This is a genomic window from Nocardia sp. NPDC004711 (assembly GCF_053601595.1).
The window spans coordinates 146,712-172,770 of record NZ_JBSGCB010000006.1 but is presented as its reverse complement, the minus strand read 5'-3'; the positions used below and the strand labels follow the sequence as shown (position 1 = coordinate 172,770).

24 protein-coding genes and 2 tRNA genes are annotated in these 26,059 nt (G+C 67.0%); 14 read left to right on the top strand and 12 right to left on the bottom strand.

What is annotated here, in order from left to right; translation table 11 throughout:
• Window positions 1-37 precede the first annotated feature (37 nt).
• The 5 genes from sigM to ACWEKS_RS07845 all read left to right on the top strand — a co-directional run bounded on the left by sigM (window position 38) and on the right by ACWEKS_RS07845 (window position 4,650).
• Complete coding sequence (gene sigM, locus ACWEKS_RS07865; RefSeq protein ID WP_452339368.1) at window positions 38-625, top strand: RNA polymerase sigma factor SigM; 588 nt, start codon at window positions 38-40, stop codon at window positions 623-625.
• A gap of 101 nt (window positions 626-726) precedes the next feature.
• On the top strand, window positions 727-1,650 hold the full coding sequence (locus tag ACWEKS_RS07860) for a hypothetical protein (protein WP_452339367.1): 924 nt from the start codon (window positions 727-729) through the stop codon (window positions 1,648-1,650).
• A 248-nt stretch (window positions 1,651-1,898) separates the two neighbouring features.
• On the top strand, window positions 1,899-2,882 hold the full coding sequence (gene trxB, locus ACWEKS_RS07855) for a thioredoxin-disulfide reductase (protein WP_452339366.1): 984 nt from the start codon (window positions 1,899-1,901) through the stop codon (window positions 2,880-2,882).
• Window positions 2,883-2,894: 12 nt separating this feature from the next.
• Window positions 2,895-3,233 (top strand): thioredoxin, encoded by a 339-nt coding sequence (trxA, locus tag ACWEKS_RS07850; protein WP_354849029.1) that lies wholly within the window; start codon window positions 2,895-2,897, stop codon window positions 3,231-3,233.
• A 220-nt stretch (window positions 3,234-3,453) separates the two neighbouring features.
• Window positions 3,454-4,650, top strand: coding sequence for an N-acetylmuramoyl-L-alanine amidase (locus ACWEKS_RS07845; RefSeq protein ID WP_379384558.1), 1,197 nt, complete (start codon window positions 3,454-3,456; stop codon window positions 4,648-4,650).
• 79 nt (window positions 4,651-4,729) lie between these two features.
• Here the strand turns inward: ACWEKS_RS07845 and ACWEKS_RS07840 are convergent, their stop codons facing one another.
• The 9 genes from ACWEKS_RS07840 to rpmH all read right to left on the bottom strand — a co-directional run bounded on the left by ACWEKS_RS07840 (window position 4,730) and on the right by rpmH (window position 11,474).
• Window positions 4,730-5,449 (bottom strand): GNAT family N-acetyltransferase, encoded by a 720-nt coding sequence (locus ACWEKS_RS07840; RefSeq protein ID WP_452339365.1) that lies wholly within the window; start codon window positions 5,447-5,449, stop codon window positions 4,730-4,732.
• A 161-nt stretch (window positions 5,450-5,610) separates the two neighbouring features.
• Window positions 5,611-6,627 carry a ParB/RepB/Spo0J family partition protein gene (locus ACWEKS_RS07835; protein ID WP_452339364.1) on the bottom strand — a complete coding sequence of 339 codons (1,017 nt, stop codon included), beginning with the start codon at window positions 6,625-6,627 and terminating at the stop codon, window positions 5,611-5,613.
• A 51-nt stretch (window positions 6,628-6,678) separates the two neighbouring features.
• Window positions 6,679-7,647, bottom strand: a complete 969-nt coding sequence (locus tag ACWEKS_RS07830) for a ParA family protein (RefSeq protein ID WP_452339363.1) — start codon at window positions 7,645-7,647, stop codon at window positions 6,679-6,681.
• A gap of 351 nt (window positions 7,648-7,998) precedes the next feature.
• Window positions 7,999-8,736, bottom strand: coding sequence for a 16S rRNA (guanine(527)-N(7))-methyltransferase RsmG (gene rsmG, locus ACWEKS_RS07825; RefSeq protein WP_452339362.1), 738 nt, complete (start codon window positions 8,734-8,736; stop codon window positions 7,999-8,001).
• A 157-nt stretch (window positions 8,737-8,893) separates the two neighbouring features.
• Window positions 8,894-9,430, bottom strand: coding sequence for a Jag family protein (locus ACWEKS_RS07820; protein ID WP_452339361.1), 537 nt, complete (start codon window positions 9,428-9,430; stop codon window positions 8,894-8,896).
• Window positions 9,431-9,460: 30 nt separating this feature from the next.
• Window positions 9,461-10,549, bottom strand: coding sequence for a membrane protein insertase YidC (yidC, locus tag ACWEKS_RS07815; RefSeq protein ID WP_379400795.1), 1,089 nt, complete (start codon window positions 10,547-10,549; stop codon window positions 9,461-9,463).
• 4 nt (window positions 10,550-10,553) lie between these two features.
• Window positions 10,554-10,874: a membrane protein insertion efficiency factor YidD gene (gene yidD / locus ACWEKS_RS07810; protein ID WP_354849007.1), complete on the bottom strand. Its 321-nt coding sequence runs from the start codon at window positions 10,872-10,874 to the stop codon at window positions 10,554-10,556.
• Window positions 10,871-11,242 carry a ribonuclease P protein component gene (gene rnpA, locus ACWEKS_RS07805; RefSeq protein ID WP_452339360.1) on the bottom strand — a complete coding sequence of 124 codons (372 nt, stop codon included), beginning with the start codon at window positions 11,240-11,242 and terminating at the stop codon, window positions 10,871-10,873. The genes yidD and rnpA overlap by 4 nt, the downstream gene beginning before the upstream one ends.
• 88 nt (window positions 11,243-11,330) lie before the next feature.
• Complete coding sequence (gene rpmH / locus ACWEKS_RS07800) at window positions 11,331-11,474, bottom strand: 50S ribosomal protein L34 (RefSeq protein WP_033085250.1); 144 nt, start codon at window positions 11,472-11,474, stop codon at window positions 11,331-11,333.
• Between the two features lie 535 nt (window positions 11,475-12,009).
• On the opposite strand from rpmH, the gene dnaA reads away from it, so the two are divergent.
• The 8 genes from dnaA (at window position 12,010) to ACWEKS_RS07760 (ending at window position 24,356) form a co-directional block, all read left to right on the top strand.
• Window positions 12,010-13,971, top strand: coding sequence for a chromosomal replication initiator protein DnaA (gene dnaA / locus ACWEKS_RS07795; protein ID WP_452339359.1), 1,962 nt, complete (start codon window positions 12,010-12,012; stop codon window positions 13,969-13,971).
• Window positions 13,972-14,773: 802 nt separating this feature from the next.
• Window positions 14,774-15,943 (top strand): DNA polymerase III subunit beta, encoded by a 1,170-nt coding sequence (gene dnaN, locus ACWEKS_RS07790; protein WP_354848996.1) that lies wholly within the window; start codon window positions 14,774-14,776, stop codon window positions 15,941-15,943.
• A gap of 162 nt (window positions 15,944-16,105) precedes the next feature.
• Window positions 16,106-17,290: a DNA replication/repair protein RecF gene (gene recF, locus ACWEKS_RS07785; RefSeq protein ID WP_452339358.1), complete on the top strand. Its 1,185-nt coding sequence runs from the start codon at window positions 16,106-16,108 to the stop codon at window positions 17,288-17,290.
• Window positions 17,291-17,425: 135 nt separating this feature from the next.
• Complete coding sequence (locus ACWEKS_RS07780; protein ID WP_379384577.1) at window positions 17,426-18,034, top strand: DUF721 family protein; 609 nt, start codon at window positions 17,426-17,428, stop codon at window positions 18,032-18,034.
• Window positions 18,035-18,468: 434 nt separating this feature from the next.
• Complete coding sequence (gyrB, locus tag ACWEKS_RS07775) at window positions 18,469-20,502, top strand: DNA topoisomerase (ATP-hydrolyzing) subunit B (protein WP_452339357.1); 2,034 nt, start codon at window positions 18,469-18,471, stop codon at window positions 20,500-20,502.
• 124 nt (window positions 20,503-20,626) lie between these two features.
• Window positions 20,627-23,140, top strand: coding sequence for a DNA gyrase subunit A (gene gyrA, locus ACWEKS_RS07770; protein ID WP_452339356.1), 2,514 nt, complete (start codon window positions 20,627-20,629; stop codon window positions 23,138-23,140).
• Between the two features lie 45 nt (window positions 23,141-23,185).
• Entirely contained in the window at window positions 23,186-24,145 is a 960-nt protein-coding gene (locus tag ACWEKS_RS07765; RefSeq protein WP_452339355.1) for a DUF3566 domain-containing protein, read from the top strand.
• A 137-nt stretch (window positions 24,146-24,282) separates the two neighbouring features.
• Window positions 24,283-24,356, top strand: a tRNA-Ile gene (locus tag ACWEKS_RS07760).
• A gap of 156 nt (window positions 24,357-24,512) precedes the next feature.
• Here ACWEKS_RS07760 and ACWEKS_RS07755 read toward each other — a convergent pair.
• From ACWEKS_RS07755 to ACWEKS_RS07745, 3 genes are all read right to left on the bottom strand, one after another.
• Window positions 24,513-24,585 (bottom strand) — tRNA-Ala (locus ACWEKS_RS07755).
• A 50-nt stretch (window positions 24,586-24,635) separates the two neighbouring features.
• Entirely contained in the window at window positions 24,636-25,232 is a 597-nt protein-coding gene (locus ACWEKS_RS07750) for a MarR family winged helix-turn-helix transcriptional regulator (protein WP_452339354.1), read from the bottom strand.
• Complete coding sequence (locus tag ACWEKS_RS07745; RefSeq protein ID WP_452339353.1) at window positions 25,226-25,816, bottom strand: protoglobin domain-containing protein; 591 nt, start codon at window positions 25,814-25,816, stop codon at window positions 25,226-25,228. The genes ACWEKS_RS07750 and ACWEKS_RS07745 overlap by 7 nt, the downstream gene beginning before the upstream one ends.
• Window positions 25,817-25,877: 61 nt before the next feature.
• Here ACWEKS_RS07745 and ACWEKS_RS07740 point away from each other — a divergent pair, with 61 nt between their 5' ends.
• Complete coding sequence (locus ACWEKS_RS07740; protein WP_354848972.1) at window positions 25,878-25,985, top strand: DLW-39 family protein; 108 nt, start codon at window positions 25,878-25,880, stop codon at window positions 25,983-25,985.
• The last annotated feature ends 74 nt before the right edge of the window (window positions 25,986-26,059 follow it).

Below are 26,059 nucleotides of genomic sequence, written 5' to 3'. Positions count from 1 at the left end.
CCGTGAACAGGCCGTGCCACCGGTCTGAGGGGAAGCATTGTCGTCAGCGCACGAACTCGTGGAAGCACGGCAGGTCAGCGATCGCGACCTGCTCACCGCCCACGCCGGTGGGGCACCCTACGCCTTCGCCGAACTGCTCCGCCGCCACCGCGACCATCTCTGGCAGACCGCGCTACGCGCCTCCTACGGCCCCGAGGACGCCGCCGACTCGCTCCAGGACGCCCTGCTGTCCGCGCACAAGGCCGCGGGCGCCTTCCGCGGCGACGCCGAGGTGCGCAGCTGGCTGCACCGCATCGTGGTCAATGCCTGCCTGGACCGCATCCGCCGCAACAAGCTGCGCCGCACCGAACCCCTGTCCGAGGACACGGCCGACGAACCACGCTGCCCGCGAGACGATTTCGCGGCCCTGGAGGCCAGCCTGATGGTCGACGCGGCGCTGTTCACCCTGCCCGCCGACCAGCGCACCGCCCTGGTCGCCATCGAGCTCGAGGGCTACTCCATCGCGGATGCCGCTGCGCTGCTGGGCATTCCGGAGGGCACCGTCAAGAGCCGGTGCGCCCGCGGGCGACGGCGGCTCGCGGCGCACTTTCGCGAAGCGAATTCCGGACCTGCGATGAACACCTGAATTCCCCTCGAACAACGCGATATTGGGGGAACCTTGAACGGTTCCGCTGCGTCGGATACAAAGACAGGTCTGCGTTTCCTACTCGAGGCCCTGGAGGGGCAATGGAGGACACCGGAGGAGCAATGGCGGGTACCGCGGTACCCACGCCGCCCTTCTCCACCGAACTGCTCGCCGATCTGCACGGCGGCAGTCTGCCGCCGGAGGAATCCGAGCGGCTCTGGCCCGCGGTCCGCCGCGACCCGGAGGCCATGCGCTATCTGCACTCACTCGACCGCGTCGACGATCGCCTGCACGACCTCGGCCGCGACGAACACATCGCCCACCCCATGCCCGCCGAGGTGGCCGCCCGTCTGGAACGCATGATCGAAGACCTCGCCACCGGCGACGAGGCCCCGGCCACCGCCGACCGGCCCGCCACCGTCACCCGGCTGCCCGTCGCGCCGCCGCCCGTCACCCGCTCCACCCATCCGGCCCCGCCCTCCACCACCCCCATGCCGGTGCTCGACGGCTCCGTCTTCGATACCGGCCGGCTCGATCCCCGTGAGCTCGAGGATCCCGAACCCCCGGCCGCGTTCGAGGACGACACGGATCCCGGCGAGCCCGTCCCGTTCGAGACCCCCTCCCGCCGCCTGCGCTGGCTCACTGTCGCCGCGGCCGCCGCGGCGGTGGTCGCGGGCGCCGTGGTGGCCGTGGACGCCGTCAGCACCCGCACCGTGGCCCCGGCCGCCCAACCGGCCGCCGACGCCAACCTGGACCCGGGTCTGGCGCCGACGGCCGTCCTCACCGCCATGGGCCGCCACGACATCACCGGCCCGCTGGCGGCCGGCAACGCGCTCGCCGCGTGCCTGCAAGCGGCCGGGCTGGACCGCCAGGTGCTCGGCTCCCGCAGCGTCGTGTTCTCCGGCACACCCGGCGTCCTGGTCCTGCTGGCCGGACCCAAACCCCCGCAGATCACCGCGGCCGTCCTCGGAACAGCCTGCGGCCCAGGCAATCCCCAGGTGCTCGGACGCGCCGATATCGGCTAGCGCCCAACGATCCTGGAGATCGGCCTGTAGTTCGCGGCCCGGCTCGATTCTGGACTGCGGCTGGAATAGACCTCCGCCTTGGAGCGGGGGAGCGGAGGAGGGAAGAATCGAGCTTGCCAGGGCCGCGAACCGCCCGGAGCGAAGCGGAGGGCAAATAGGCACGGGAACAACAGCGTTTAGGCTGTTGTTGACCGACACGCTCACGCTCGAGCGATCGAGATTCTGCACAACAGCTTCGGAGGGCCACCTTGAGCACGCCTGTTCGCGACCTGATCATCGTCGGTTCCGGTCCGGCCGGCTACACCGCCGCGGTGTACGCCGCCCGGGCGGAACTGGAACCGCTGCTCTTCGAGGGCACCCAGTTCGGCGGCGCGCTCATGACCACGACCGAGGTCGAGAACTTCCCCGGCTTCCGCGAGGGCATCATGGGCCCCGACCTCATGGAGGAGATGCGGGAGCAGGCCAAGCGCTTCGGCACCGACATCCGCACCGAGGACGTCGACGCCCTCGACCTGACCGGTCCCATCAAGAAGGTGACCGTCGGCGGCGAGGTCCACGAGGCCTACGCTGTGATTCTCGCCATGGGCTCCGCGGCCCGCTACCTGAACGTGCCGGGCGAGCAGGAGTTGCTCGGCCGCGGCGTCAGCGCCTGCGCCACCTGTGACGGCTTCTTCTTCAAGGGCCAGGACATCGTGGTGGTCGGCGGCGGCGACTCGGCCATGGAGGAGGCGACCTTCCTCACCAAGTTCGCCAGCTCGGTGACCGTCATCCACCGCCGCGAGGAGTTCCGCGCCTCCCGCATCATGCTGGAGCGGGCCAAGAACAACGACAAGATCCGCTTCGTCCTGAACTCGGAAGTCGTTGCGGTGCACGGGGATACCGCGGTCACCAGCCTGACCCTGCGCGACACTCGCACCGGCGAGACCTCCGAGCTGGCCGCGACCGGTCTGTTCGTCGCCATCGGCCACGACCCGCGCAGCGAGCTGGTGCGCGGCCAGGTCGATCTGGACGGCGAGGGCTACGTGCTGGTCCAGGGTCAGAGCACCTACACCTCGCTGCCGGGCGTCTTCGCCGCCGGCGACCTGGTCGACCACACCTACCGGCAGGCCATCACCGCCGCCGGTACCGGCTGCCGCGCGGCCATCGACGCCGAGCGCTGGCTCGCCGAGCAGGGTGACATCACCACCAACACCCTCGATCACGCCGGTCAGCCGGTGGAAGTGAACAACTAAAAGGAGCCAGGCATGTCCGACGCCAAGACCGGTGCCACCAAGACGGTGACCGACGCCACGTTCGCCGACGAGGTATTGCTCAGCGAGAAGCCCGTTCTCGTCGACTTCTGGGCCGCCTGGTGCGGCCCGTGCAAGATGGTCGCACCGGTGCTGGATGAGATCGCCGCCGCCAACACGGACAAGATCACCATCGCCAAGGTGGACGCCGACAACAACCCGGAGACCGCGGCCCACTACGGCATCATGTCGTTGCCTACCATGGTCCTGTTCCAAGGGGGCAAGGAAACCAAGCGGATCGTCGGTGCGAAGGGCAAAGCTGCCCTCCTGCGCGAACTGGAAGAAGTTCTTTAACGACGCTGGATAGAATTTCGGCGCCAGCGGGGGCCTACGTGGTTACGCAAGCTGCCTCCTTCGACCCCGGACGCGGGCGCCAGGGTTAGGATGCCTGCACTCGACAGTTGCCGAAATTCGGTCCGGGTCTGAAACAATCGTTCGACGCTCCGGTCGTGCGTAGGTATGAACCGCCGCATGAATGGGTACCCGGGTTGGCGGAAGGAAAGGGCTCTCACGCATGCACCGACTTCGTCACGGCGATACAGGACCAGCCGTAGCAGAGGTTCGGAGCACCCTGGCAAGCCTTGGGTTCCTGCATTCCCGCCCCAACAGCGACCCCTCGGGTCCGATCGGGGAGTACTGGAAGGACGCCGACGCGACCTTCGACCATGATCTGGACTCCGCGGTGCGTGCCTTCCAGCAGCACCGCGGACTCCTGGTCGACGGCGTGGTCGGTCCGGCGACCTACCGCGCGCTGAAAGAGGCGTCCTACCGCCTCGGCGCGCGGACCCTCATCTACCAGCTGTCCGCACCGCTGTACGGCGACGATGTCGCCACCCTGCAGCGGCGACTGCAGGATCTGGGCTTCTACGTGCACCGGGTGGACGGCTACTTCGGCCCGCACACCCACGACGCGCTCACCTCGTTCCAGCGCGAGATCGGGCTGTCCTCGGACGGCATCTGCGGTCCCGACACCCTGCGCTCGCTGGATCTGCTGGGCGCCCGCGTCACCGGCGGCAACCCACACCGCATCGCCGAGGAAGAGGTGGTGCACCGGGCCGGGCCGCAGCTCACCGGTAAGCGCATCGTCATCGATCCGGGCCTGGGCGGACCCGACAAGGGGTCCCCGGTGCCGACCGAATTCGGTGACGTCTACGAATCGGAGATCCTCTGGGATCTGGCCAGCCGGCTCGAAGGACGCATGGCCGCAACCGGTATGGAGACCTTCCTGTCCCGGCCGTGGGGGGCCAACCCCTCCGACGCCGAGCGGGCCGAGACCTCCAACACCTTCGACGCCGACCTGATGATCTCGCTGCGCTGCGCCAGCAATGACAGCGGTGCCGCCAGCGGCGTGGCCAGCTTCCACTTCGGCAACTCGCACGGCTCTACGTCCATGATCGGACAGGTGCTGGCCGGGTTCATCCAACGCGAGATCGTGGCACGAACCTCGTTGCAGGACTGCCGGACCCACGCCCGCACCTGGGATCTGCTGCGGCTCACCAAGATGCCGACCGTCCAGGTCGACATCGGCTACCTGACCAGTGATTACGACTCCTCGGTGCTGACCAACCCGCGCATGCGCGACGTGATCGCCGAGGCCATCCTGATCTCCGTGAAGCGGCTGTACCTGCTGGGCCAGGACGACCAGCCCACGGGGACATACACATTCGCCGAACTGCTCGCCGAGGAACTGGCGGCCGCAGACCGGCTCTGATGTTTCACATGAAACAAACCCCTCCAACCCATTCGGGCTGGAGGGGTTTTTCGTCGGGGGAGTGGGAACCCCGGGCGGGCTACCGCGTGGCGATGCGGGTGGGCATGGTCAGCGCGGCCGCCGCGAGGAGCTGGTCGAGCGCCCGCTCGACGTCTTCCTTCCACAGGTGCTCGTGATCCAATTCCAGACGCAGGCGCGGGAATCGATGATGCGAGGCGACCACCTTGAAACCGACGTCCTCCAGGAAGTCGGCCTCGATCATGCACTGCTCCGGCGAACACCCGGACGGGGCAGGCGCGGGCGAGCGGCGCGGCGTGCCGATCCGCTCGCGCAGGGTCATGGAACCGGCGGCCGGCATCGCGGTGGTCGGCGGATCCTTGCGAATGCCGAACGCCTCGATGGCCCGCACGCCGCGGCGCACCAGATCGCCCACCACGGCCTGAATCAGCTGGAGGGCTATGTCGGTGTCACGGTAGGGCATTTCGGCGCTCAGCGTGGTCAGCAGCACCGCATCCGGGCTCACCGGAGACGTGGGGAAGAGACCGGCACGCGGCACAGCGCTGGGCGGCGCATAGAGCGCGCAGCCCGCCGACCGGTCATCCACCACGGCGACCTGTCCGCACGACCCCCACTGCAACATGACGGTGGAGAGCCAGGCCTCCTTCTCGAAGGTCGGGTCGCTGAAGCTATGGGAATCCGCCGCCACCGCCGGATCGATCTCCCAGAACACGCACCGCCGCGCATGTACCGGAAGTTTGTCGAGTCCGCCGAGGGTAAGTGCGGTCACGCTGGTCGACACCGCTCTGCTCAGCCTCCAGCTGTCTGATTCATCCACACTCACGCCGCATCACACAGTGCTCGCCAAAAAGAATAAGCGATCAACGCTTTACGCCTCTCCAGGGCCATGAACCCGAACGTCACAGTGACGTTTCCACTGTGACCCCCGGGGGGGGACCCACTCTAGGGCTTCGACTGCTCCATGAGACTGACAATTCGCTCGAGATCATCGATAGAGCCGAACTCGACCGTGATCTTGCCCTTGCGCTTACCCAGACTGACCGTCACGCGGGTGTCGAAGGACTCCGACAACCGCTCCGCCACGTCCTGCAGACCCGGCATCTGAATCGGCTTGCGCTTGGGCGCCGGGGGAGTCACCGCATCCGGATTCCGGTTCGCCAGCGTGACAGCTTCCTCGGTCGCCCGGACCGACATGCCCTCCGCCACGATGCGCGCGGCCAGGGCCTCCTGCGCATCGGCCCCCGCCTCCAGGGCCAGCACGGCACGGGCATGGCCGGCCGACAGCACGCCGGCCGCCACCCGGCGCTGCACCGGAATCGGAAGCTTCAGCAGGCGAATCATATTGGTGACGACCGGACGCGAACGGCCGATGCGCGAAGCCAGTTCCTCGTGGGTGACGCCGAACTCCTCCAGCAGCTGCTGATAGGCGGCCGCCTCTTCGAGCGGGTTCAGCTGCACCCGATGGATGTTCTCCAGCAACGCGTCTCGCAGCATGGAGTCATCCGCGGTCTCACGCACGATGGCCGGGATGGCGGACAGGCCCGCCTCCTGGCTGGCCCGCCACCGCCGCTCGCCCATGATGAGCTGATAGCGGGGGACCGGTACGGACTCGACCTGACGCACCACGATGGGCTGCATCAGACCGAATTCCTTGATGGAGTGCACCAGTTCGGCGAGCGCCTCTTCTTCGAAGACGGTGCGCGGCTGCTTGGGGTTCGGCTCGATCTGCTCCGGCGGGATCTCCCGGTAGACCGCACCCGCGTCCGTGCCGTCGACGGCCGGCTCGACCGGATCGGGAACCCGATGCAGGTGCGCCGACGCCGGCTGCGGACCAACCGGATCCAGGCCGATGACAACATTGGCGGCGGCACTGCCGAGCCCGCCGGGCGTGGTCGCCGGGCCGGTCGGGATCAGTGCCGCTAGGCCGCGCCCCAGTCCACCCTTCTTCGCCTGACTCATCGGCCTACCGACCCCTTCCGTTGTTCACCGTTCACCGCCACCGAGATTCACCTACACACCGGATTGTGCGTCCGAAACGGGCGCCGACGCAGTCTGGCGCGCCGAGTTACGCGACGCGATCTCACGTCCGGCATCGAGGTAGCTCATCGCACCCCGCGAGCCCGGATCGTAATCGAGGACGGTCATGCCGTAGCCGGGAGCCTCCGACACCTTCACGCTGCGCGGGATGACCGCGCGCAGCACCGCATCGCCGAAGTGCGAGCGCACCTCCTCGGCCACCTGATCCGCGAGCTTGGTGCGGCCGTCGTACATGGTGAGAACGACGGTGGAGACGTGCAATCCGGGATTCAAATGTGCCTGCACCAGACCGATATTGCGAAGCAACTGACCCACGCCCTCGAGTGCGTAGTACTCGCACTGGATGGGGATCAGCACCTCCTTGGCGGCGACCATCGCATTGACGGTGAGCAGACCCAGCGACGGCGGGCAGTCGATCATGACGTAGTCGATGTCGTACCCGGCGAGATTGGCCTCCTGGATGGCGGCCTTGAGCCGGCCCTCGCGGGCGACCATGGAGACGAGTTCGATCTCCGCGCCGGCCAGGTCGATGGTGGCCGGGATGCACAGCAGCCGTTCATTGTGCGGGCTCTGCTGGATGGCGTCGCTAACCGAGCACTCGCCGATGAGGAGTTCGTAGCTGGAGGGGATGCCCGAGTGGTGCTCGATGCCCAGGGCGGTGCTGGCATTGCCCTGCGGGTCGAGGTCGATGACGAGCACCCGCATGCCCTGAATGGCGAGCGCGGCAGCCAGATTCACGGCCGTCGTGGTCTTGCCCACGCCGCCCTTCTGATTGGCGATGGTGATGACGCGCTGTTCCCGGGGACGCGGAATTTGAGCATTGGTGCCCGACAGCACCTGACTCGCGCGCTGCGCTTCGGCGGCAATCGGGGTGTCAGCGGAGATGTTCCCGAACGGGGTACGGCTGAACTCGTCGGTATCGAAGGGACCGCTATCGAGCATGCCGGGAACCCGGGACGTTGTTTCCCGTGAAACATTCGCCGGACCGTTGGACATACAGGCTCCTAACCCGAAGAACTCAAAGACACATGGCCGAGCAGAATTTCGCGCACCAGGCAGCAACGGCCGCGACGCTGCGTTGTCACCGAGGGCTGGCTCGAATCGGCTGGAAGTCGTTCACGCTCGACGTTCATTAGCTTGCCAGTAGAGGACACAATACGGAAGTTGAACGGGCAGCTTCGCACCGCGACACGCCTCGAGTCAGGGAAACTCACCCGCGAAACCACTCAAAGATCGCAATCGGCTTCATGTTTCACATGAAACATCGCGACGCCGGGAGTCGCCCGAGCTTCGTCAGTGACGCTTCGGGCGACTGGTCCCACGACCCCCGTCCTTGCGCTCCGCCCGGCGCTCGGCGCGCGCCAACCGCTCGGCGCTGATGACATAGGTCGGCGTCTCGAGCACTCCCACACCACATTCCAGGACCTCGGCGTGCCCCGCCCCCGCCTTGGTCAGGTCGTCGCGATCGCGCTCGAGTTCCTCCGCGGCGCTGATTCCCTTGAGCGCCAGCATCCGTCCGTGTTCGTGAACCAGCGGCATGGACCACCCCGCCAGCTTCGCCAAGGGAGCGACCGCGCGGGAGGTGACGATGTCCGCGCCGCCCGCCTCCTTCTTCACGCCGGCCTGCTCGGCCCGGCCGCGCACAATGAGGACATTGTCGAGTCCGGCCTCGGCCACGAACTCGGCCAGGAAGACGGTCCGGCGAAGCAGCGGCTCCACCAAGGTGATTCGGAGATCGGGGCGGGCAATCGCGAGCGGGATGCCGGGCAGGCCCGCCCCGCTGCCGATGTCGACCACGCGCACGCCGTGGGGGATCAGGTCACCGATCACCGCGCAATTGAGAATGTGGCGATCCCACAGCCGGGGGACCTCACGCGGGCCGATCAATCCGCGCTCCACGCCCGCGGTGGCGAGGGCGGTGTAGTAGAGCCGGGCCTTGTCGAGCCGATCGCCGAAAACGACCGCGGCCGCGGCCGGGGGATCGACCGGACCCGGAGCGGTCATCTCGGTGTCAGGTTCCACGTGAAACATCCTTCCGAACGAACTTGCCCAACCCATGGGGGACTCTCGGGGATCGTGCCCCCGAACCCCCTCGCACGGTGGCGAATTGCGACGGGGGACGACTTCAGATAAGCGTAGGGCCCCCGGGTCTCTGTAACCCGGGGGCCCTGCCGTACGTGTCCGCGTGTCAGGCGGGGAGTACCACCACGCGACGGTTCGGCTCCACGCCTTCGCTCTCGCTCACCACACCGTCGAGGGCGGCCACGGCGTCGTGGACGATCTTGCGCTCGAACGGCGTCATGGGAGCGAGGGCTTCACGCTCACCGCTTTCCAGCACGCGCTTGGCCGCCTCGGTGCCGAGCGCGCTCAGCTCCGAACGACGATTGGCACGCCAGCCCGCGACATCCAGCATGAGCCGGCTGCGCACACCGGTCGCCTGCTGCACGGCCAGCCGGGTCAGCTCCTGGAGCGCGTCCAGCACCTCACCCCGGCGACCGACCAGCTTCGCCAGATCCTTGCCGCCGTCGATGCTCACGACGGCGCGGTCGCCCTCCACATCGAGGTCGATATCGCCGTCGAAGTCGAGCACGTCCAGCAGCTGCTCGAGGTAATCGCCGGCGATCTCACCCTCTTCGATGAGCGCTTCCTCGGCGTCGGTCGCGGCGTCCGGTGCCGCAGTCGCTGCCGTCACAGTGGGTTCCCCTCCGTCGGTTTCAACAGTCATGGTTGTTTCCTTCATCTGGAGTTGTCAGTCTCAGCGACGCCGCTTCTGGTTGGCGCGGCCACGATTACCCGAGCGCTTCTTGCCGGTGCTCGGCCGGGCGCCGGGCGCGGGCTTGGCACCATTCTGGGACGCCTGCGGCGCATCGGAGACAGCGTCCTCGACGGCATCGGCGGGGGCGTCCTCGACCTTGGCGGCCGCCTGCTTCTTGCGGACGTCGACCGGCTTGGCGCCCGGCTTCGGGGCGTTCTGCGCGCGACGCTCCAGGGCCGCCTGCTTCTTCTCTTCTTCTTCCTTCTCGATGCGGCCGAAGACGAGGTGCTGCTGCCCGTAGGTCCAGATGTTGTTGGAGACCCAGTAGATCAGGATGGCCACCGGGAGGAACGGACCACCCACGAGTACACCGAGCGGGAAGACGTAGAGCGCCATCTTGTTCATCATGGCGGCCTGCGGGTTGGCCGCGGCCTCCGCCGACTGCCGGGCCACCGAGGCGCGGGCGTTCATGTGGGTCGCGACACCGGCGATCACCATGAGCGGAATCGAGACCAGCGCGATGGCCAGCTTGGTCGGCACGCCGCCGTAGTCGGCGAAGGACTGCAGCACGGTGGCGGGCTCGGTGATGTAGGCCGAGAGGGGAGCGCCGAAGAGCCGGGCGGACAGGAAGGACTGAACGTCGGCCGCGGAGAAGATGTAGTTCGGGGTGTGGGCATTGTCGTAGGGCGTCATGCCCAGCTGCCCGATCCCGTGGCCGGTGCGGTTGAACGACCGCAGCACGTGGAACAGACCCAGGAACACCGGAACTTGCAGCAGCACCGGCAGACAGCCCATGAGCGGGTTGAAGCCGTGTTCCTTCTGCAGCTTCTGCATCTGGACCGTCATTTCCTGACGGTCGTTCTTGTACTTCTTCTGCAGCTCCTTGATCTGGGGCTGCAACTCCTGCATCTGCCGGGTGGTGCGCACCTGCTTCACGAACGGCTTGTAGAGCACGAGCCGCAACGTGAACACCAGGAACACCACGGCCAGTGCCCAGGCGAATCCGCTGTTCTTGCCCAGCACATACCCGAATGCCTGGTGCCAGAACCACAGAATGGCCGACACCGGGTAATAGATGAAGTCGAGCACGGCGCTATGCACTCCCGTCGTTCGTATCGCCGGTCACCGCGGGCGATGATCCTTCGTAAGCTGATGCCGCGTGCCGATGCTTGCGCTCCGGTACGGGGTCCCACCCACCAGGGTGCCAGGGCGCACATTTCGCCAATCGGACGGCCGTCAGTCCGAGCCCGACGAACAGTCCGCGGGTGCGCAGCGCCGTCACCGCGTACTCACTGCACGAGGGAGTGAATCGGCACACCGGCATGCGGGTGGGGGAGATATAGGTCCGATACAGCTCGATGAGGAATATCAGAGCTTTGGCCGGTATCCGGGCAGCGGCGCGCAGGGCGTTCATGACAGAGCGCCGAGCTTGCGCAAACCGCTGTGCAATTGACGCAGCAGTTCGTCGGAGGGCGTGCCGGCCGCACCCGGCAGGGCGCGAATGACAATGTCTGCGCCGCCGGGCAATTCGGCCGCCACGCGTGCGCAGATATGACGCAGGCGGCGGGCCACCCGGTGGCGTACCACCGCCGGACCCACCGCCTTGCTGACGATCAAGCCGAAACGCGGACCGCCCACCCGGATGGCCGGGGTCGATCCGCTCGACTGATCATCGTGTAGCAGTACGTGCACAACGAGGTCCCGTCTCCCGATCCGCCGGCCCTGGCGCACCGTCCGGGAAAAGTCGATGCGCCGGTGCAGCCGGTAGGGCTCAGGCAGCACCTGAGCATCCAGCGGAGTGCGGGCGGATGGGGGACCGGAGACCGGACGGCGAGTCGTACATACGACGCCGCATCCGGGGGTTACCGAATCAGGCCGTGAGCTTGGCGCGGCCTTTGCCACGGCGCGCCGAGACGATGGCACGACCCGCACGGGTCCGCATCCGAAGACGGAAGCCGTGGACGCGCGCCCGACGACGGTTGTTCGGCTGGAACGTCCGCTTGCCCTTGGCCACGGTCAACACTCCTCTAGGTGGTGGGCATCCGGTGACGCCCGAAGCTTGTCGGTGAAACAGTGCTCTCGAGGGACCCGGGTCTCTCGGCGCAATACCCTTGTCGGCACGGGCAGCAGACAGCCGCCACCGCACCACAGGGTGACTGTAGAAGGGTACTTACCCCCTGGACGAGGGTCAAACTCGGGGGTAGAGGCCCGATTTCCGGACTGGATCGATCGTTCCGCGTGGCGTTTGCTGCGGGTTCGTGTCGCGGCGCGGGCGTCGTGTACGGTCCTTTCCAGTCCTTCGCTGCGACTGCGGTTGACTTTGCCAGCTGATTGCTGTGAACCCGCAGGTACGCGCCAGATTCGGGGAATCAGACACGCGGTTGCGTGTATCCCCAGGTTGTCCACATCTGTGGATAATTGTGTGGAAAGACCCCTGGAGTGGCATATTCGTAGGGCCGACGGTGACTCGCCGACGCCCGGTGACTGGGGGAGCCGAGCAGCGCAGACCGTCTGCTCCTATCGACCTACACCCGGGGAGGACTACGTTCGTGGACGACGAGCAGAATGTGCTGACGGCTGTCTGGCCCGAAGTGATCGCCGAGTTGGCGAGTGGTTCCGCGGACGGGGAGATCCAGCCGGTCAGCAAGGCCCACAAGGCGTGGCTCAACACTATCGAACCGATCACCTTCGCGCAGGGCTTCGCCCTGCTCTCGGTGCCGGGCACGATGGCGCAGGTGACGGTCGAGCGGGACCTGCGGGAGCTCATTCTGCGATCCCTGGCCCGCCGCGGTCTCCAGGTCGAGGGCCTGGGCGTGCGCATTCGCGCGCAGCAGCATCCGCCCGCCGGTCGCTCGGGGAATGCCCCGCGCCACGCACGCATGACCTCCCGGCCCGAGCGTCCGCGCGAACCCGAACCCGCGCCTCCCGCGTATCCGGCCGAGCCGCCGCTGGGCGAGCGTCCACAGCCCATGTATCCGAGTCCGCAGGAGTACGCGGCGCCGCGCTACCTCCCTCCCCAGGACTACCCGGCCGAGTACGGCGAGCGCGATGCTTATCCACCTGTGGAATTCGGGCAGCCGCCGATGGCCGAAGAGTTGCCGATGTCGGCGCCGGACCGTCCGATGCCGGTCGGGGAGCCCGCGCCGCCCCGGCGCCGCGACAACCATCGCAGCGCGCCCATGCCGCCCGGGCAGGAGTCGCTGTTCTCGCCGGATCCCGAGGACGAACCCGTCCGTACCGCCGCGCAGCGGTATTCCGACGAACCGCAGCGCTATGCCGATGAACCCGCTCCGCAGCGGTACTCGGACGAGCCCGCACCCCAGCGTTATCCGGACGAACCCGCGCCACGTTATTCGGAGGAACCGGCCGCGCGCCGGCCGGTGGACGAGGCGCACGACGACGAGCCGGTGGTCAATGTCCGCAATTCGTGGCCGACCTATTTCAACCGGACGCCCGAACGCGAGCCCGCGCCCGCGCCGTCCTCGGCCAGCCTGAACGCGAAGTACACCTTCGACACCTTCGTCATCGGCGCCTCTAACCGCTTTGCGCATGCCGCGGCGGTGGCCATCGCGGAGGCGCCGGCGCGCGCCTACAATCCGCTGTTCGTCTGGGGCGCTTCGGGTTTGGGCAAGACGCACCTGCTGCACGCGGCTGGCCACTACGCCCAGCGGCTGTTCCCGGGCATGCGGGTGAAGTACGTGTCCACCGAGGAATTCACCAACGACTTCATCAACTCGCTGCGTGACGACCGGAAGGTGGCGTTCAAGCGCCGCTACCGGGAGACCGACATCCTGCTGGTCGACGACATCCAGTTCATCGAGGGCAAGGAAGGTATCCAGGAGGAGTTCTTCCACACCTTCAACACCCTGCACAACGCCAACAAGCAGATCGTGGTGTCCTCCGACCGGCCGCCCAAGCAGCTGGCGACGCTGGAGGAGCGGCTGCGCACCCGGTTCGAGTGGGGGCTCATCACCGATGTGCAGCCGCCGGAGCTGGAGACCCGCATCGCGATCCTGCGCAAGAAGGCCCGCATGGACCGCCTGGACGTGCCGCACGATGTGCTCGAACTGATCGCCAGCCGGGTGGAGCGCAATATTCGCGAGCTGGAGGGCGCGCTGATCCGCGTCACCGCGTTCGCGTCGCTGAACGGGCAGCCGCTGGATCTGTCGCTGGCCGAGGTGGTGCTGCGGGATCTGATGCCCGACACCGCGACGCTGGAGATCACGGCGGCCACGATCATGGCCGTGACCGCGGAGTACTTCAACACCACGCTGGAGGAGCTGACCGGTCCCGGCAAGGCGCGGCCGCTGGCGCAGGCCCGGCAGATCGCCATGTATCTGTGCCGTGAGCTCACCGATCTGTCCCTGCCCAAGATCGGCCAGGCCTTCGGCCGCGACCACACCACGGTCATGTACGCGGAGAAGAAGGTCCGCAAGGAGATGACCGAGCGGCGGCGCGTGTACGACCAGGTTCAAGAACTCACAGCCCGAATCAAACAGCGTTCGCGCTGATCCACAGTCCACAGGACCCCACGTCGTCTGACGTGGGGTTCTTTGTTTTCCAGGGTTGTGGATTCCTCGAGGAGTCCTCGAGGAAGGCGTGTGGATTCCTCGAGGAATCCCACTGTTGTCCACCGGATTGCCCCCAAGCCGTCATGCACAGGGGTGCACAACTTTTCGTGCACAGTTCCCACAGGAGGATTCATCCTCGAGGGCTGACCTGCCCGGATGCGCTCAGCGGCTTGTGGATTCCTCGAGGAGTCCATGTCAGGTCCTCGAGGAATCCTCGAGTTGTCCCCGGTTTCGCTCAGATGTGCGCAGCATGGCCCGAAACGTGGGACCAACTCGAGGATGGCTCGAGGAGAGATGTGGAATAGCAGGTCAACTCCACAGCCACGCGTTGTTCATCCTCGAGCCACCCCGACGACATCCACACGCCGCCGGACGCTCCGACCTGGGTGAATGGCCGAAGTCCACAGAACTAACAGGACCTACTACTACTTCAGTTCTTCTTCTAGAAAAGGTTCTTCTAAAACAGGGTGTGTGGAATCTCGGGTTGGGAGGACACGGTTCGATGCGCAGCCCCTCCCCACCCGATCGGGCAGCAAGGAGAAGGACGGGCAAGAGATCGGTGCCGAAGGGGTTCAGAGGCAGCGCCCGTGAGAGCCCACCAGAGTTCCGGTAGTGAGCCGGAGGGTCGGCGTAGGCACGTCGGTCTCGCGCAGGTACGGTTTGGTGTCGGCCCCGTGTGCGAGACTGCCGATTACTGATCCGAAGATCCGAACGACCGACAGTGGAGAGGACAGACCGGGCGATGGAGCTTGCAAGCATGAAGTTTCGGGTCGCCCGCGAGGACTTCGCCGAATCCGTAGCCTGGGTGGCCCGCAGCCTGCCGTCGCGGCCTCCGGTGCCTGTGCTCGGTGGCGTGCTTCTCGTGGCTGACGAGGACGGCCTGACGGTCTCCGGTTTCGATTACGAGGTCTCCGCGCAGATGCGGGTGGCCGCGGAGGTCGCCGGTCCGGGTCAGGTGCTGGTGTCGGGCCGCCTGCTGGCCGATATCACCAAGGCGCTCTCCAACAAGCCGGTGGACGTGTCGGTGGACGGCACCCGCGTGCTGATCGCCTGTGGCAGCGCCAAGTTCTCCCTGCCGACCATGCCGGTCGAGGACTATCCCCAGCTTCCCGAGCTGCCGCCGCAGACCGGTGAGCTCGCGGTGGACCTGTTCTCCGAGGCGGTCTCCCAGGTGGCCGTGGCCGCCGGCCGCGACGACACCCTCCCCATGCTCACCGGTATCCGCGTCGAGATCGAGGGCCCCAAGGTGGTCCTGGCCGCGACCGACCGCTTCCGTCTCGCCGTACGTGAGCTGGAATGGCAGCCGGGCCGCGCCGATGTGGAGACCGCGGTGCTGGTCCCGGCCCGCACGCTGTCCGAGTCCGCGAAGACCCTCGGTGCGTCCGATCAGCCGGTGCAGCTGGCGTTCGGTACCGGCACCGACGGCCTGCTGGGCATCGTGAACGGCGGCCGCCGCACCACCACGCGCCTGCTCGACGCGGAATTCCCCAAGTTCCGGCAGTTGCTCCCCAAGGAGCACACCTCCATCGCCACCCTCGCGGTGAACGCGCTGACCGAGGCCATCAAGCGTGTGGCCCTGGTGGCCGAGCGCGGCGCCCAGGTGCGGCTGGAGTTCTCCGAGGAGGGCCTGCTGCTCTCCGCCGGTGGGGACGACGCCGGCCGCGCCGAGGAGTGGCTGGAGGCCGAGTTCCGCGGTGAGCCACTGACCATCGCCTTCAACCCCGGCTACCTGCTCGACGGCCTCTCCGCCGCGCATTCGGACCGGGTGACCTTCGGTTTCACCACTCCCAGCCGCCCGGCGGTGTTCCTGCCGGCGCCGGAGGAGGAGCCCGCCCAGCTGGAGTCGGGCGCGTTCTCGGCCCTCAGCGGCAACTACATCTACCTGCTGATGCCGGTGCGGTTGCCGGGCTGAGCCCGTTCGGTAACCCATCGACCCGGCGCGGACGACAACCTGTGCACAGTGTTGACAAACCTGTGAAAAACTCGGCGCGCGTGGCGGATTCGCCGCGCGCGTTCGAGTATCCCCAGCCGGGGCCGGTACTGGACCCGATCGCGGGCGTGGTGGACTAGCCGGATGCACGTGCGTGCGCTGTCACTGCGCGATTTCCGGTCCTGGGAGGCCGCCGAACTCGAACTTTCGGCCGGTGGCACGGTTTTCCTGGGCGCCAATGGGAACGGCAAGACCAACCTGATCGAGGCCATCGGCTATCTGTCCACACTCGGCTCACACCGGGTGGCGGCCGACGCTCCGCTCATCCGGATCGGCGCGCAGAAGGCCCGGATCGGTGCGACGGTGGTCAATACCGGCCGCGAGCTGCGGGTGGATATCGAGCTGAATCAGGGCACGGCCAATCGCGCCCAGATCAATCGCTCACCGGTGCGGCGGCCGCGGGAGATCCTGGGGATTCTGCAGACCGTGCTGTTCGCGCCGGAGGATCTGTCGCTGGTGCGCGGGGATCCGGGGGAGCGGCGGCGCTTCCTGGACGAACTGGCCACCACGCGACTGCCGCGGCTGGCCGGGGTGCGCGCGGATTACGACAAGGTGCTGCGGCAACGGTCGGCGCTGTTGAAAACGGCTGGGCGCAATGCCCGTTCGGGTGCGCGTGGCGCGGAGATGAGCACCCTCGACGTGTGGGACGGCCATCTGGCGGCGCACGGGGCGGTGCTGCTGGCGCAGCGGCTGCGGCTGGTACACGACCTTTATCCACATCTTGCACAGGCTTATTCAGATATCGCGCCCGAATCCCGGACCGCCGCAATCGGTTACCGCAGTGCGAGCCTGCCGCCGGAATTCCTGGATCCCGCGCGTGCGCCACAGGCCGGGGACGAGGAGGCGCTGGATGCGATCCTGCTGCGGGAGCTGGCCGCGGCGCGCCCCAAGGAGTTGGAGCGCGGGGTGTGCCTGGTCGGCCCGCACCGTGACGATCTGGATCTGATGCTGGGTTCCGCGCCCGCGAAGGGTTTCGCGAGTCACGGTGAGTCCTGGTCCTTCGCCCTGGCATTGCGGCTCGGGGCCTTCCAGCTGCTGCGTTCCGCCGGAACCGATCCGGTGCTGATCCTCGACGACGTGTTCGCCGAACTGGATCGCCGGCGCCGTACCGCCCTGGCCGCGGTCGCTGCCGGCGCCGAGCAGGTGCTGATCACCGCCGCGGTGCCCGAGGACGTGCCGCCCGAGCTGGATGCCGCGCCGGTGCGGGTGGAGACGACGGGCGAGGCCGATCACCGGGCGTCCCGGATAGCCGAGTCGGCGTCCATGTGACCTTGCGGTGGACGTCCATGTGATCCTGCGGTGGAATCGTGCGTCGTGCCGGTGAGTCCGTCGGTGCGATACGGCAGAATCACGTGACGAACCGCCGATGATCATCGGGATTCCCAGGTGTGGAAGGAGTTGTGGATGGCCGAGCCGACCGAAGGCAACGACCACACCCCGCCCGAGGCGAATCCTGGTGCCCCCGGTCGATCCAGCGACGGGACCGGCCCGGAACCGGAGTTGCGCGGCGTCGACCTGGCTCGGCGCGCCCTCGAAGAAGCGCGGGCGGCGGCGCGCGCGGCCGGTAAGTCGGTGGGGCAGGGCCGAGCCTCGCCGCGCAAGGGGGGCGTTCGTGCGCTGCGGCGGCGCAGCGGCTGGTCGGGTGCGCATCCGGACGAGCGTGATCCGCAGACCCTCTCCGCGCTGGCCATGCAGCTGGCCAAGGGCCGCGGCTGGTCGGCCAAGGTCGCCGAGGGCACGGTTTTCGGCCGCTGGGCCAGCGTGGTGGGAGAGGACATCGCGTCCCACGCCCAGCCCATCTCGCTGGAGAACGGCGTGCTGAGCATCCAGGCCGAGTCCACGGCCTGGGCGACCCAGTTGCGCATGTTCCAATCCCAGATCCTCGCCAAGATCGCGGCCGCGGTCGGCAACGGCGTCGTCAAACAGCTTCGGATCAACGGCCCGACCGCACCGAGTTGGCGCAAGGGTGAGCGGCACATCAAGGGCCGGGGCCCGCGCGACACCTACGGGTAGGCCGCGAATTTCCGCTCCGGGGCGTTTGTTTCACGTGGAACGAGCAGAGATCGTCACGCACAGCGTCCGGAGATCGTCCGGAGATCACCGAGAACCCTCGCGCAAACCGCTCCGGGCCCACGCTCACATCGCCCGCTGAAGCTTCCGGAACCCCCCACACCCATAACGGGTCATGTCGCTGGTCGATTTCATGACCCTACGGCCCACTCAGGGGTGTCATAGGTGGGTTCTCTGTCGGTCGTACCAGTAGGATGGGGGAGTAACTAGCGGCGATACCTCCCGGCGCGTTCCGCAGCGCCCGCGCGTGAGCCCCCGTAATTCTCGAGCAGACAGCGTCTGGGTACTCGAGCAGACAGCGTCTGAGGGCTCCACGCGTGCCATGCACTGTGCCGGGAGGATCAGCAAGTAAGGAGAGCTACCCACCAGTGGCTGCCATGGACTCCAACGCAGAAGGCTCGACCAAGCAGGGCAATCAGTCGTACAGCGCGACCTCGATCACGGTGCTCGAGGGGCTGGAGGCGGTACGCAAGCGCCCCGGTATGTACATCGGCTCCACCGGTGAGCGCGGCCTGCACCATCTGATCTGGGAGGTCGTCGACAACTCGGTCGATGAGGCGATGGCCGGGTATGCCACGCGTGTCGATGTCACCCTGCTGGCCGACGGCGGTGTCGAGGTCGTCGACGACGGTCGTGGTATCCCCACCGATATGCATGCGCAGGGTGTGCCGACCATCGAGGTGGTCATGACCCAGCTGCACGCCGGCGGCAAGTTCGACGGCGAGTCCTATGCGGTGTCGGGTGGTCTGCACGGTGTCGGCATCTCCGTGGTGAACGCGCTGTCCACCCGCCTCGAGGCCGAGGTGAACTACGGCGGGTACCACTGGACGCAGGAGTACAAGGACGCCAAGCCCGGCAAGCTGATCCAGGGCGAGTCGACCAAGAAGACCGGCACCACCATCCGGTTCTTCCCGGACCCGGACATCTTCGAGACCACCACCTTCAGCTTCGAGACCGTCGCCCGCCGTCTGCAGGAGATGGCGTTCCTGAACAAGGGCCTCACCATCACGCTGACCGATCAGCGGATCCACGAGGGCGACATCACCGACGAGGTGGTGAGCGAAACCGCCGAGGCGCCCAAGCATCTCGACGAGAACGCGCCCGCCGCCGAGCCGAAGACGAAGACCCGCACCTATCACTACCCGGGCGGTCTCGAGGACTACGTCCGCCACATCAACCGGACCAAGACGCCGATCCACAATTCGATCGTCGGCTTCACCGGCAAGGGCACCGGCCATGAGGTCGAGGTGGCGATGCAGTGGAACTCGGGCTACTCGGAGTCTGTCCACACCTTCGCCAACACCATCAACACCCACGAGGGCGGCACCCACGAGGAGGGCTTCCGCGCGGCGCTCACCACGGTGGTGAACAAGTACGCGAAGGACAAGAAGCTCCTCAAGGAGAAGGAAGGCAACCTCACCGGTGACGACATCCGTGAGGGTCTCGCCGCCATCGTGAGCGTGAAGATCGCCGACCCGCAGTTCGAGGGCCAGACCAAGACCAAGCTCGGCAATACCGAGGTGAAGTCCTTCGTCCAGCGCACCTGCAACGAGCACATCTCGCACTGGTTCGAGGCGAACCCGGCCGATGCGAAGACGATTGTGCAGAAGGCGGTTTCGTCGGCGCAGGCGCGGGTCGCGGCCCGTAAGGCGCGTGAGCTGGTGCGCCGCAAGTCGGCCACCGACATCGGCGGTCTGCCGGGCAAGCTGGCCGACTGCCGCTCGAAGGATCCGAGCAAGTCCGAGATCTACATCGTGGAGGGCGACTCCGCCGGTGGTTCGGCCAAGTCCGGCCGCGATTCGATGTACCAGGCGATCCTGCCGCTGCGCGGCAAGATCATCAATGTGGAGAAGGCGCGCATCGACCGCGTGCTGAAGAACACCGAGGTGCAGTCGATCATCACGGCATTCGGCACCGGTATCCACGACGAGTTCGACATCAACAAGCTGCGCTATCACAAGATCGTGCTGATGGCCGACGCCGATGTGGACGGCCAGCACATCTCGACGCTGCTGCTCACCCTGCTGTTCCGCTTCATGCGCCCGCTGGTCGAGCACGGTCACGTGTACCTGGCCATGCCGCCGCTGTACAAGCTGAAGTGGCAGCGGTCCGAGCCGGAGTTCGCCTACTCCGACAAGGAGCGCGACGGTCTGCTGGAGCGCGGCCTGGCGGCCGGCAAGAAGATCAACAAGGACGACGGCATCCAGCGCTACAAGGGTCTCGGTGAGATGAACCCGAAGGAGCTGTGGGAGACGACGATGGACCCGAGCGTCCGCGTCCTGCGTCTCGTCACCCTGGACGACGCCGCGGCCGCCGACGAGCTGTTCTCCATCCTCATGGGTGAGGACGTCGAAGCTCGGCGCAGCTTCATCACCCGCAACGCCAAGGACGTTCGCTTCCTCGATGTGTGATCGGGCCACCCCGGAACTCGGAGCAGGGGGCTGAGCCGCCGGACCCCCATTCGGGGGCCGGCCCCCCGAACCCCCGCCGCGTGCTGCCCGCACACACCAAAAGACTTCCTACGGAGACCAATTCATGACTGAGACTTCGCTTCCGCCCTCGGGTGGCGACCGCATCGAGCCGGTCGACATCCAGCAGGAGATGCAGAACTCCTACATCGACTACGCCATGAGCGTGATCGTGGGCCGCGCGCTGCCGGAGGTGCGCGACGGCCTGAAGCCGGTGCACCGCCGGATCCTGTACGCGATGTACGACAACGGGTATCGGCCCGACCGCGGCTACGTGAAGTCCGCGCGCCCGGTCGCCGACACCATGGGTAATTACCACCCGCACGGTGACACCGCGATCTACGACACCCTGGTGCGCATGGCGCAGCCGTGGGCGCTGCGCTACCCGCTGGTCGACGGCCAGGGCAACTTCGGTTCCCGCGGCAACGACGGCGCGGCCGCCATGCGTTACACGGAGTGCCGCCTGACGCCGCTGGCCATGGAGATGCTGCGCGAGATCGACCACGAGACGGTCGATTTCATCCCGAACTACGACGGTAAGACGCAGGAGCCGACCGTGCTGCCGAGCCGGGTGCCCGCCCTGCTCATGAACGGCTCCAACGGCATCGCCGTCGGCATGGCGACGAACATCCCGCCGCACAACCTGAACGAGCTGGCCGAGGCCATCTACTGGGCGCTGGACAACCACGACGCCGACGAGGAGACCACCCTCGCGGCGTGCATCGAGCGCGTGAAGGGCCCGGACTTCCCGACCGCCGGCCTGATCGTGGGCACCCAGGGCATCATCGACGCCTACACCACCGGGCGCGGTTCGGTCCGCATGCGCGGTGTGGTGGAGATCGAGGAGGACAACCGGGGTCGCACCACGATCGTCATCACCGAGCTGCCGTACCAGGTCAATACCGACAACTTCATCAACGCCATCGCCGAGCAGGTGAAGGACGGCAAGATCGCGGGTGTCTCCGACATCCACGACGAGTCGTCCGACCGTGTCGGTCTGCGCATCGTCGTCACGGTGAAGCGCGACGCCATCGCCAAGGTGGTGCTGAACAACCTCTACAAGCACACCCAGCTGCAGACCTCCTTCGGCTGCAACATGCTCTCGATCGTCGACAAGGTGCCGCGCACGCTGCGCCTGGATCAGATGATCCGGCTGTATGTGAATCACCAGTTGGAAGTGATCATCCGGCGCACCCGCTACCTGCTGCGCAAGGCGGAGGAGCGGGCTCACATCCTGCGCGGTCTGGTGAAGGCGCTCGACCAGCTGGACGCCGTGATCGCGTTGATCCGCCGCTCGGCCGACACTGAGACCGCGCGCACCGGCCTGATGCAGTTGCTGGAGATCGACGAGATCCAGGCGACCGCCATCCTCGACATGCAGCTGCGCCGCCTGTCGGCCCTGGAGCGTCAGAAGATCCTCGACGAGTTGGCCAAGATCGAGGCCGAGATCGCGGACCTCAACGACATCCTGGCCAAGCCGGAGCGCCAGCGCGCCATCGTCCGTGACGAATTGGCCGAGATCGTCGACAAGTACGGCGACGACCGCCGCACCAAGATCATCGCGGCCGACGGCGATGTGCAGGACGAGGATCTGATCGCCCGCGAGGACGTGGTCGTGACGATCACCGAGACCGGCTACGCCAAACGCACCAAGACCGACCTCTACCGTTCGCAGAAGCGCGGCGGCAAGGGCGTGCAGGGCGCGGGTCTCAAGCAGGACGACATCGTCAAGCACTTCTTCGTCACCTCCACCCACGACTGGCTGCTGTTCTTCACCAACAAGGGCCGGGTGTACCGGGCCAAGGCGTACGAGCTGCCCGAGGCCAACCGCACCGCGCGCGGCCAGCACGTGGCGAACCTGCTCGCCTTCCAGCCGGACGAGAAGATCGCCCAGGTCATCCAGCTCAAGTCCTACGAGGACGCGCCCTATCTGGTGCTGGCCACCCGGAAGGGTCTGGTCAAGAAGTCCAAGCTGACCGACTTCGATTCCAACCGGACCGGCGGCATCGTGGCGGTGAATCTGCGCGATGAGGACGAATTGGTCGGTGCGGCACTGTGTTCGGCGGACGACGATCTGCTGCTGGTGTCGGCGCACGGCCAGTCCATCCGCTTCAATGCCAACGACGAGGTGCTGCGCCCGATGGGACGGGCCACCTCCGGCGTGCAGGGCATGCGCTTCAATGCCGACGATGAACTGTTGTCGCTCAACGTCGTTCGCGACGCGGAGGGCATCTATCTGCTTGTCGCGACGGCGGGTGGGTACTCCAAGCGCACGGCCATCGACGAGTACACGGCGCAGGGTCGCGGCGGCAAGGGTGTGCTGACGATCCAGTACGACGAGAAGCGTGGCAATCTGGTCGGTGCGCTCATCGTCAATGACGATGATGAGCTGTATGCGATCACCTCCGGTGGCGGTGTCATTCGCACCGCGGCGAACCAGGTTCGCAAGGCCGGTCGCCAAACCAAGGGTGTGCGGTTGATGAACCTGGGCGAGGGCGATATTTTGCTCGCGATCGCCCGGAACGCGGATGAGCCCGACCAGGTTGCCGAAGATGACACCAGCGGTTCGGCGAAGCAGTAGTTTCACCACAGCAGCGGCGGCACGAACGGATCGAAGGATTCACCATTGACCACGAATCAGCCGAATGACCAGCGCGGTCATGCCAATGGCGTGACCGAGAGAATCGCCCCGTCCCCGATTCCGCCGCGGCCTGTTCCGCGGACCGGCGGGAACGACGGCGGTGCGCCGCAATCACCCGAATTGTCGGACCAGTCCGGCGATTTCGGGCCGGAAGGTAACAATTCGGCAGAGGCCGCGGCACCGGAGGCCGCGGACACCCACGGCGGTTCGCCCTTCCAGGAAGGCTGGTCCCAGCTGCCGCAGCGGGAGCCGCAGTCCAACCTGTACCGCCCGGGCCAGGCCCCGACGCCGGGCAGCACCGCCAGCCTCAAGGGCGGCGGTCTGCAAGGCGGCGGTCTCAACGCCGGTGTCTCCAATGCCCGCACCACCGCAGACCTGGCGGCCAAGGCGGCGCGCAAGGAGGCGGCCATGGTGAAGTCCGTCGGCATCGACGGACCGACCCGCAGCATCGCCCGCCCGGAACTGGTCAAGGATCTGCCCGATCTGTCCGAGCTGCGGCACCCGCTGCCGCCGCCGGAGCCGATCGCGCCGGCCGGTCCGGTCTCGCCGTCCGCCCCCGCGGCGGTGGCGCAGGCCGCGGCCACCGGTGAGCCGCTGCGTGCCACCGTGCAGCTGCGCCACATCGACCCGTGGTCCACGCTGAAGGTCTCGCTGGTGATCAGCGTGGCCATGTTCTTCGTGTGGATGCTGGCGGTCGGCCTGCTGTACCTGGTGCTCGAGGGCATGGGTGTGTGGGAGCGCCTGAACTCCACCTTCACCGACATGGTCTCGGACAACTCCAGCTCGGCGCTCATCGACGCGGGCACGGTCTTCGGCTACGCCGGTGTGATCGGTCTCATCAATGTGGTGCTGCTGACGGCGCTGTCCACGGTCGGCGTCTTCGTCTACAACCAGTGCACCGATCTGGTCGGCGGCATCCAGGTCACCCTGGCCGATCCCGACTAGAAACCGCTGTTTCGATCCGCCGCTACGGCCGGTCCGTCCTGCCCTGTGCAGGGCGCTGACCGGCCGTTTTGGTTATCGGCGCTCCGGTACGGTAATCTTCTGCCTCGTTCGAGTCACACACTTCGAACACCCATTGAGGGCCTATAGCTCAGGCGGTTAGAGCGCTTCGCTGATAACGAAGAGGTCGGAGGTTCAAGTCCTCCTAGGCCCACTCGAAAGATCGAGAACGCCTTCCGGTAATTCCGGGAGGCTTTTTTCATTTCACGATTCGGTCACTGCGGCATCGGGATACGGCGCGCACCGAATACGAACGCGCACGGAATACGAAAAAGCCACAGGCTGCGAGGCAACCTGCGGCTTTCGTTTGTGGAGCCTAGGGGAATCGAACCCCTAACCCCTGCCTTGCAAAGGCAGTGCTCTGCCAATTGAGCTAAGGCCCCAGACCTGCACGAAGGTACATGTCGGAGTTGGCCCAGGTCAAACCCCGTGCTCAGTCGCCTGCTGGTTGGTGCTCGGGGCAGTTGACGCGGAGGTCACGCGGGGGGAGCGGCTGCTGGAGCAGGTCGCAGCGGGGTGTGCCCGCATCGCCCGGGCGGTAGAAGCGGCAGGTGGTGCAGGTGCGGGCCACCTGCACCACCCCGGCCCGGAGCAGCCCGGCAATCAGGTCGAGCAGGGTGCGCAGGGCCTGATCCTGTTGTGCGCCGGGCAGATCCGCGACGCAGGCGCGCAGCACGTCGTCCGCGGCGCGGATCTGGGCGGCCAGTTCGGCGCCGTCGGGGGTGAGGACGATGGCGCTGCGCCGGCGGTCGCCCGGGGCGGGCTGCCGGGCCACGTGACCCTTGCGTTCCAGCGCCAGCAGCGAATCCGACACCGTGGGCTGGCTGACCCCGAGTTCGGCGGCCAGCAGCCCGGTGAGGGGTTCCGGCGGCGGGCCGTCGGCGAGGGTGCGCAGTAGTTCGAGTTGCAGGGGCGTCAGGCCGGTGCGGGAGGCGATGGCCTGACGGTGGGCGCGGACGCCGCGGGCGATCCGGTCCAATGCCGCGACCACCTTGTCCGCGACCTCGTTGTCGTCTCCCGCATTCACCACAGGTCAGGACTGTACGGCCTGGCCCACAGCACCGCCGACAGGGTGATCGCCTTGAACCAGGCGTGATACATGACATCGACCTCGGCAGCGGGTGCGCCGGTCGCGCCCAGGAAGTCGCGGATCGTCACGGTGATCGGCACGATCAGCGCGAGCAGATGCCGCAGCGGGATGTGGGTGGCGGGCGAGTCCACCCCATCGGTGCGGTTCTTGCCGGAGGTGTGGTGCCGGCGCGCGATCTCCTCCTGGTAGGCCAGCCAGTTCGCGTCGTACTCGCGGGTGCACACATCGGCGATCCACTGCCCGAACCGGGCCCGCACGGCGGCCAGGTAGGCCGGATCGGGTTGCCCGTCGGCGCCGGCGAAGGCGGCGACCAGATGGCTGTTCGCGCCGACGAATCCGTACCAGACGTCGAGGATTCGGTCGGTCTGCGGCACCAGGATTTCCCCGGCGCGCCGCAGGGCTGCGGCATCCTCGGCGCTCCACAGCAGCGACCGCTGGAGTTCGGCGAGCTCGTCCGGCGAGATCGGGGAGGACGTGAGATTCGGGCTGTCGTAGGTGTATCCGGCGGGAGCTGGGATCGTCATGCCGAGAAGCATAGGAGTCCTATGTTTGTTCGTCAAGACTCCGCCACGTAGGGTGGGAGACATGAAATTCGTCCTCACCCTCGTTGTGATCGCCGCCGTCGTCTTCGGAATCAGCAAGCTGCGTCAGCGCAATGACGCCGACCTCTGGCACGAGGTCACCACCCGCTGAAAACCGCTGACGGTGTGCTGATTTCGTCAACCTGATGACGAATCGGCGCACCGTTCGCCGGATGCGCCGCGCCG

Coding starts and splice junctions, on each gene's coding strand:
- ACWEKS_RS07845 (WP_379384558.1), top strand. CDS start 3,454: ATGCACCGACTTCGTCACGGCGATACAGGACCAGCCGTAGCAGAGGTT.
- recF (WP_452339358.1), top strand. CDS start 16,106: ATGCACGTGCGTGCGCTGTCACTGCGCGATTTCCGGTCCTGGGAGGCC.
- ACWEKS_RS07835 (WP_452339364.1), bottom strand. CDS start 6,627: ATGAGTCAGGCGAAGAAGGGTGGACTGGGGCGCGGCCTAGCGGCACTG.
- ACWEKS_RS07820 (WP_452339361.1), bottom strand. CDS start 9,430: ATGACTGTTGAAACCGACGGAGGGGAACCCACTGTGACGGCAGCGACT.
- ACWEKS_RS07780 (WP_379384577.1), top strand. CDS start 17,426: ATGGCCGAGCCGACCGAAGGCAACGACCACACCCCGCCCGAGGCGAAT.
- gyrB (WP_452339357.1), top strand. CDS start 18,469: ATGGACTCCAACGCAGAAGGCTCGACCAAGCAGGGCAATCAGTCGTAC.
- ACWEKS_RS07830 (WP_452339363.1), bottom strand. CDS start 7,647: ATGCTCGATAGCGGTCCCTTCGATACCGACGAGTTCAGCCGTACCCCG.
- dnaN (WP_354848996.1), top strand. CDS start 14,774: ATGGAGCTTGCAAGCATGAAGTTTCGGGTCGCCCGCGAGGACTTCGCC.
- rsmG (WP_452339362.1), bottom strand. CDS start 8,736: ATGTTTCACGTGGAACCTGACACCGAGATGACCGCTCCGGGTCCGGTC.
- ACWEKS_RS07860 (WP_452339367.1), top strand. CDS start 727: ATGGAGGACACCGGAGGAGCAATGGCGGGTACCGCGGTACCCACGCCG.
- ACWEKS_RS07740 (WP_354848972.1), top strand. CDS start 25,878: ATGAAATTCGTCCTCACCCTCGTTGTGATCGCCGCCGTCGTCTTCGGA.
- yidD (WP_354849007.1), bottom strand. CDS start 10,874: ATGAACGCCCTGCGCGCCGCTGCCCGGATACCGGCCAAAGCTCTGATA.
- trxA (WP_354849029.1), top strand. CDS start 2,895: ATGTCCGACGCCAAGACCGGTGCCACCAAGACGGTGACCGACGCCACG.
- ACWEKS_RS07745 (WP_452339353.1), bottom strand. CDS start 25,816: ATGACGATCCCAGCTCCCGCCGGATACACCTACGACAGCCCGAATCTC.
- gyrA (WP_452339356.1), top strand. CDS start 20,627: ATGACTGAGACTTCGCTTCCGCCCTCGGGTGGCGACCGCATCGAGCCG.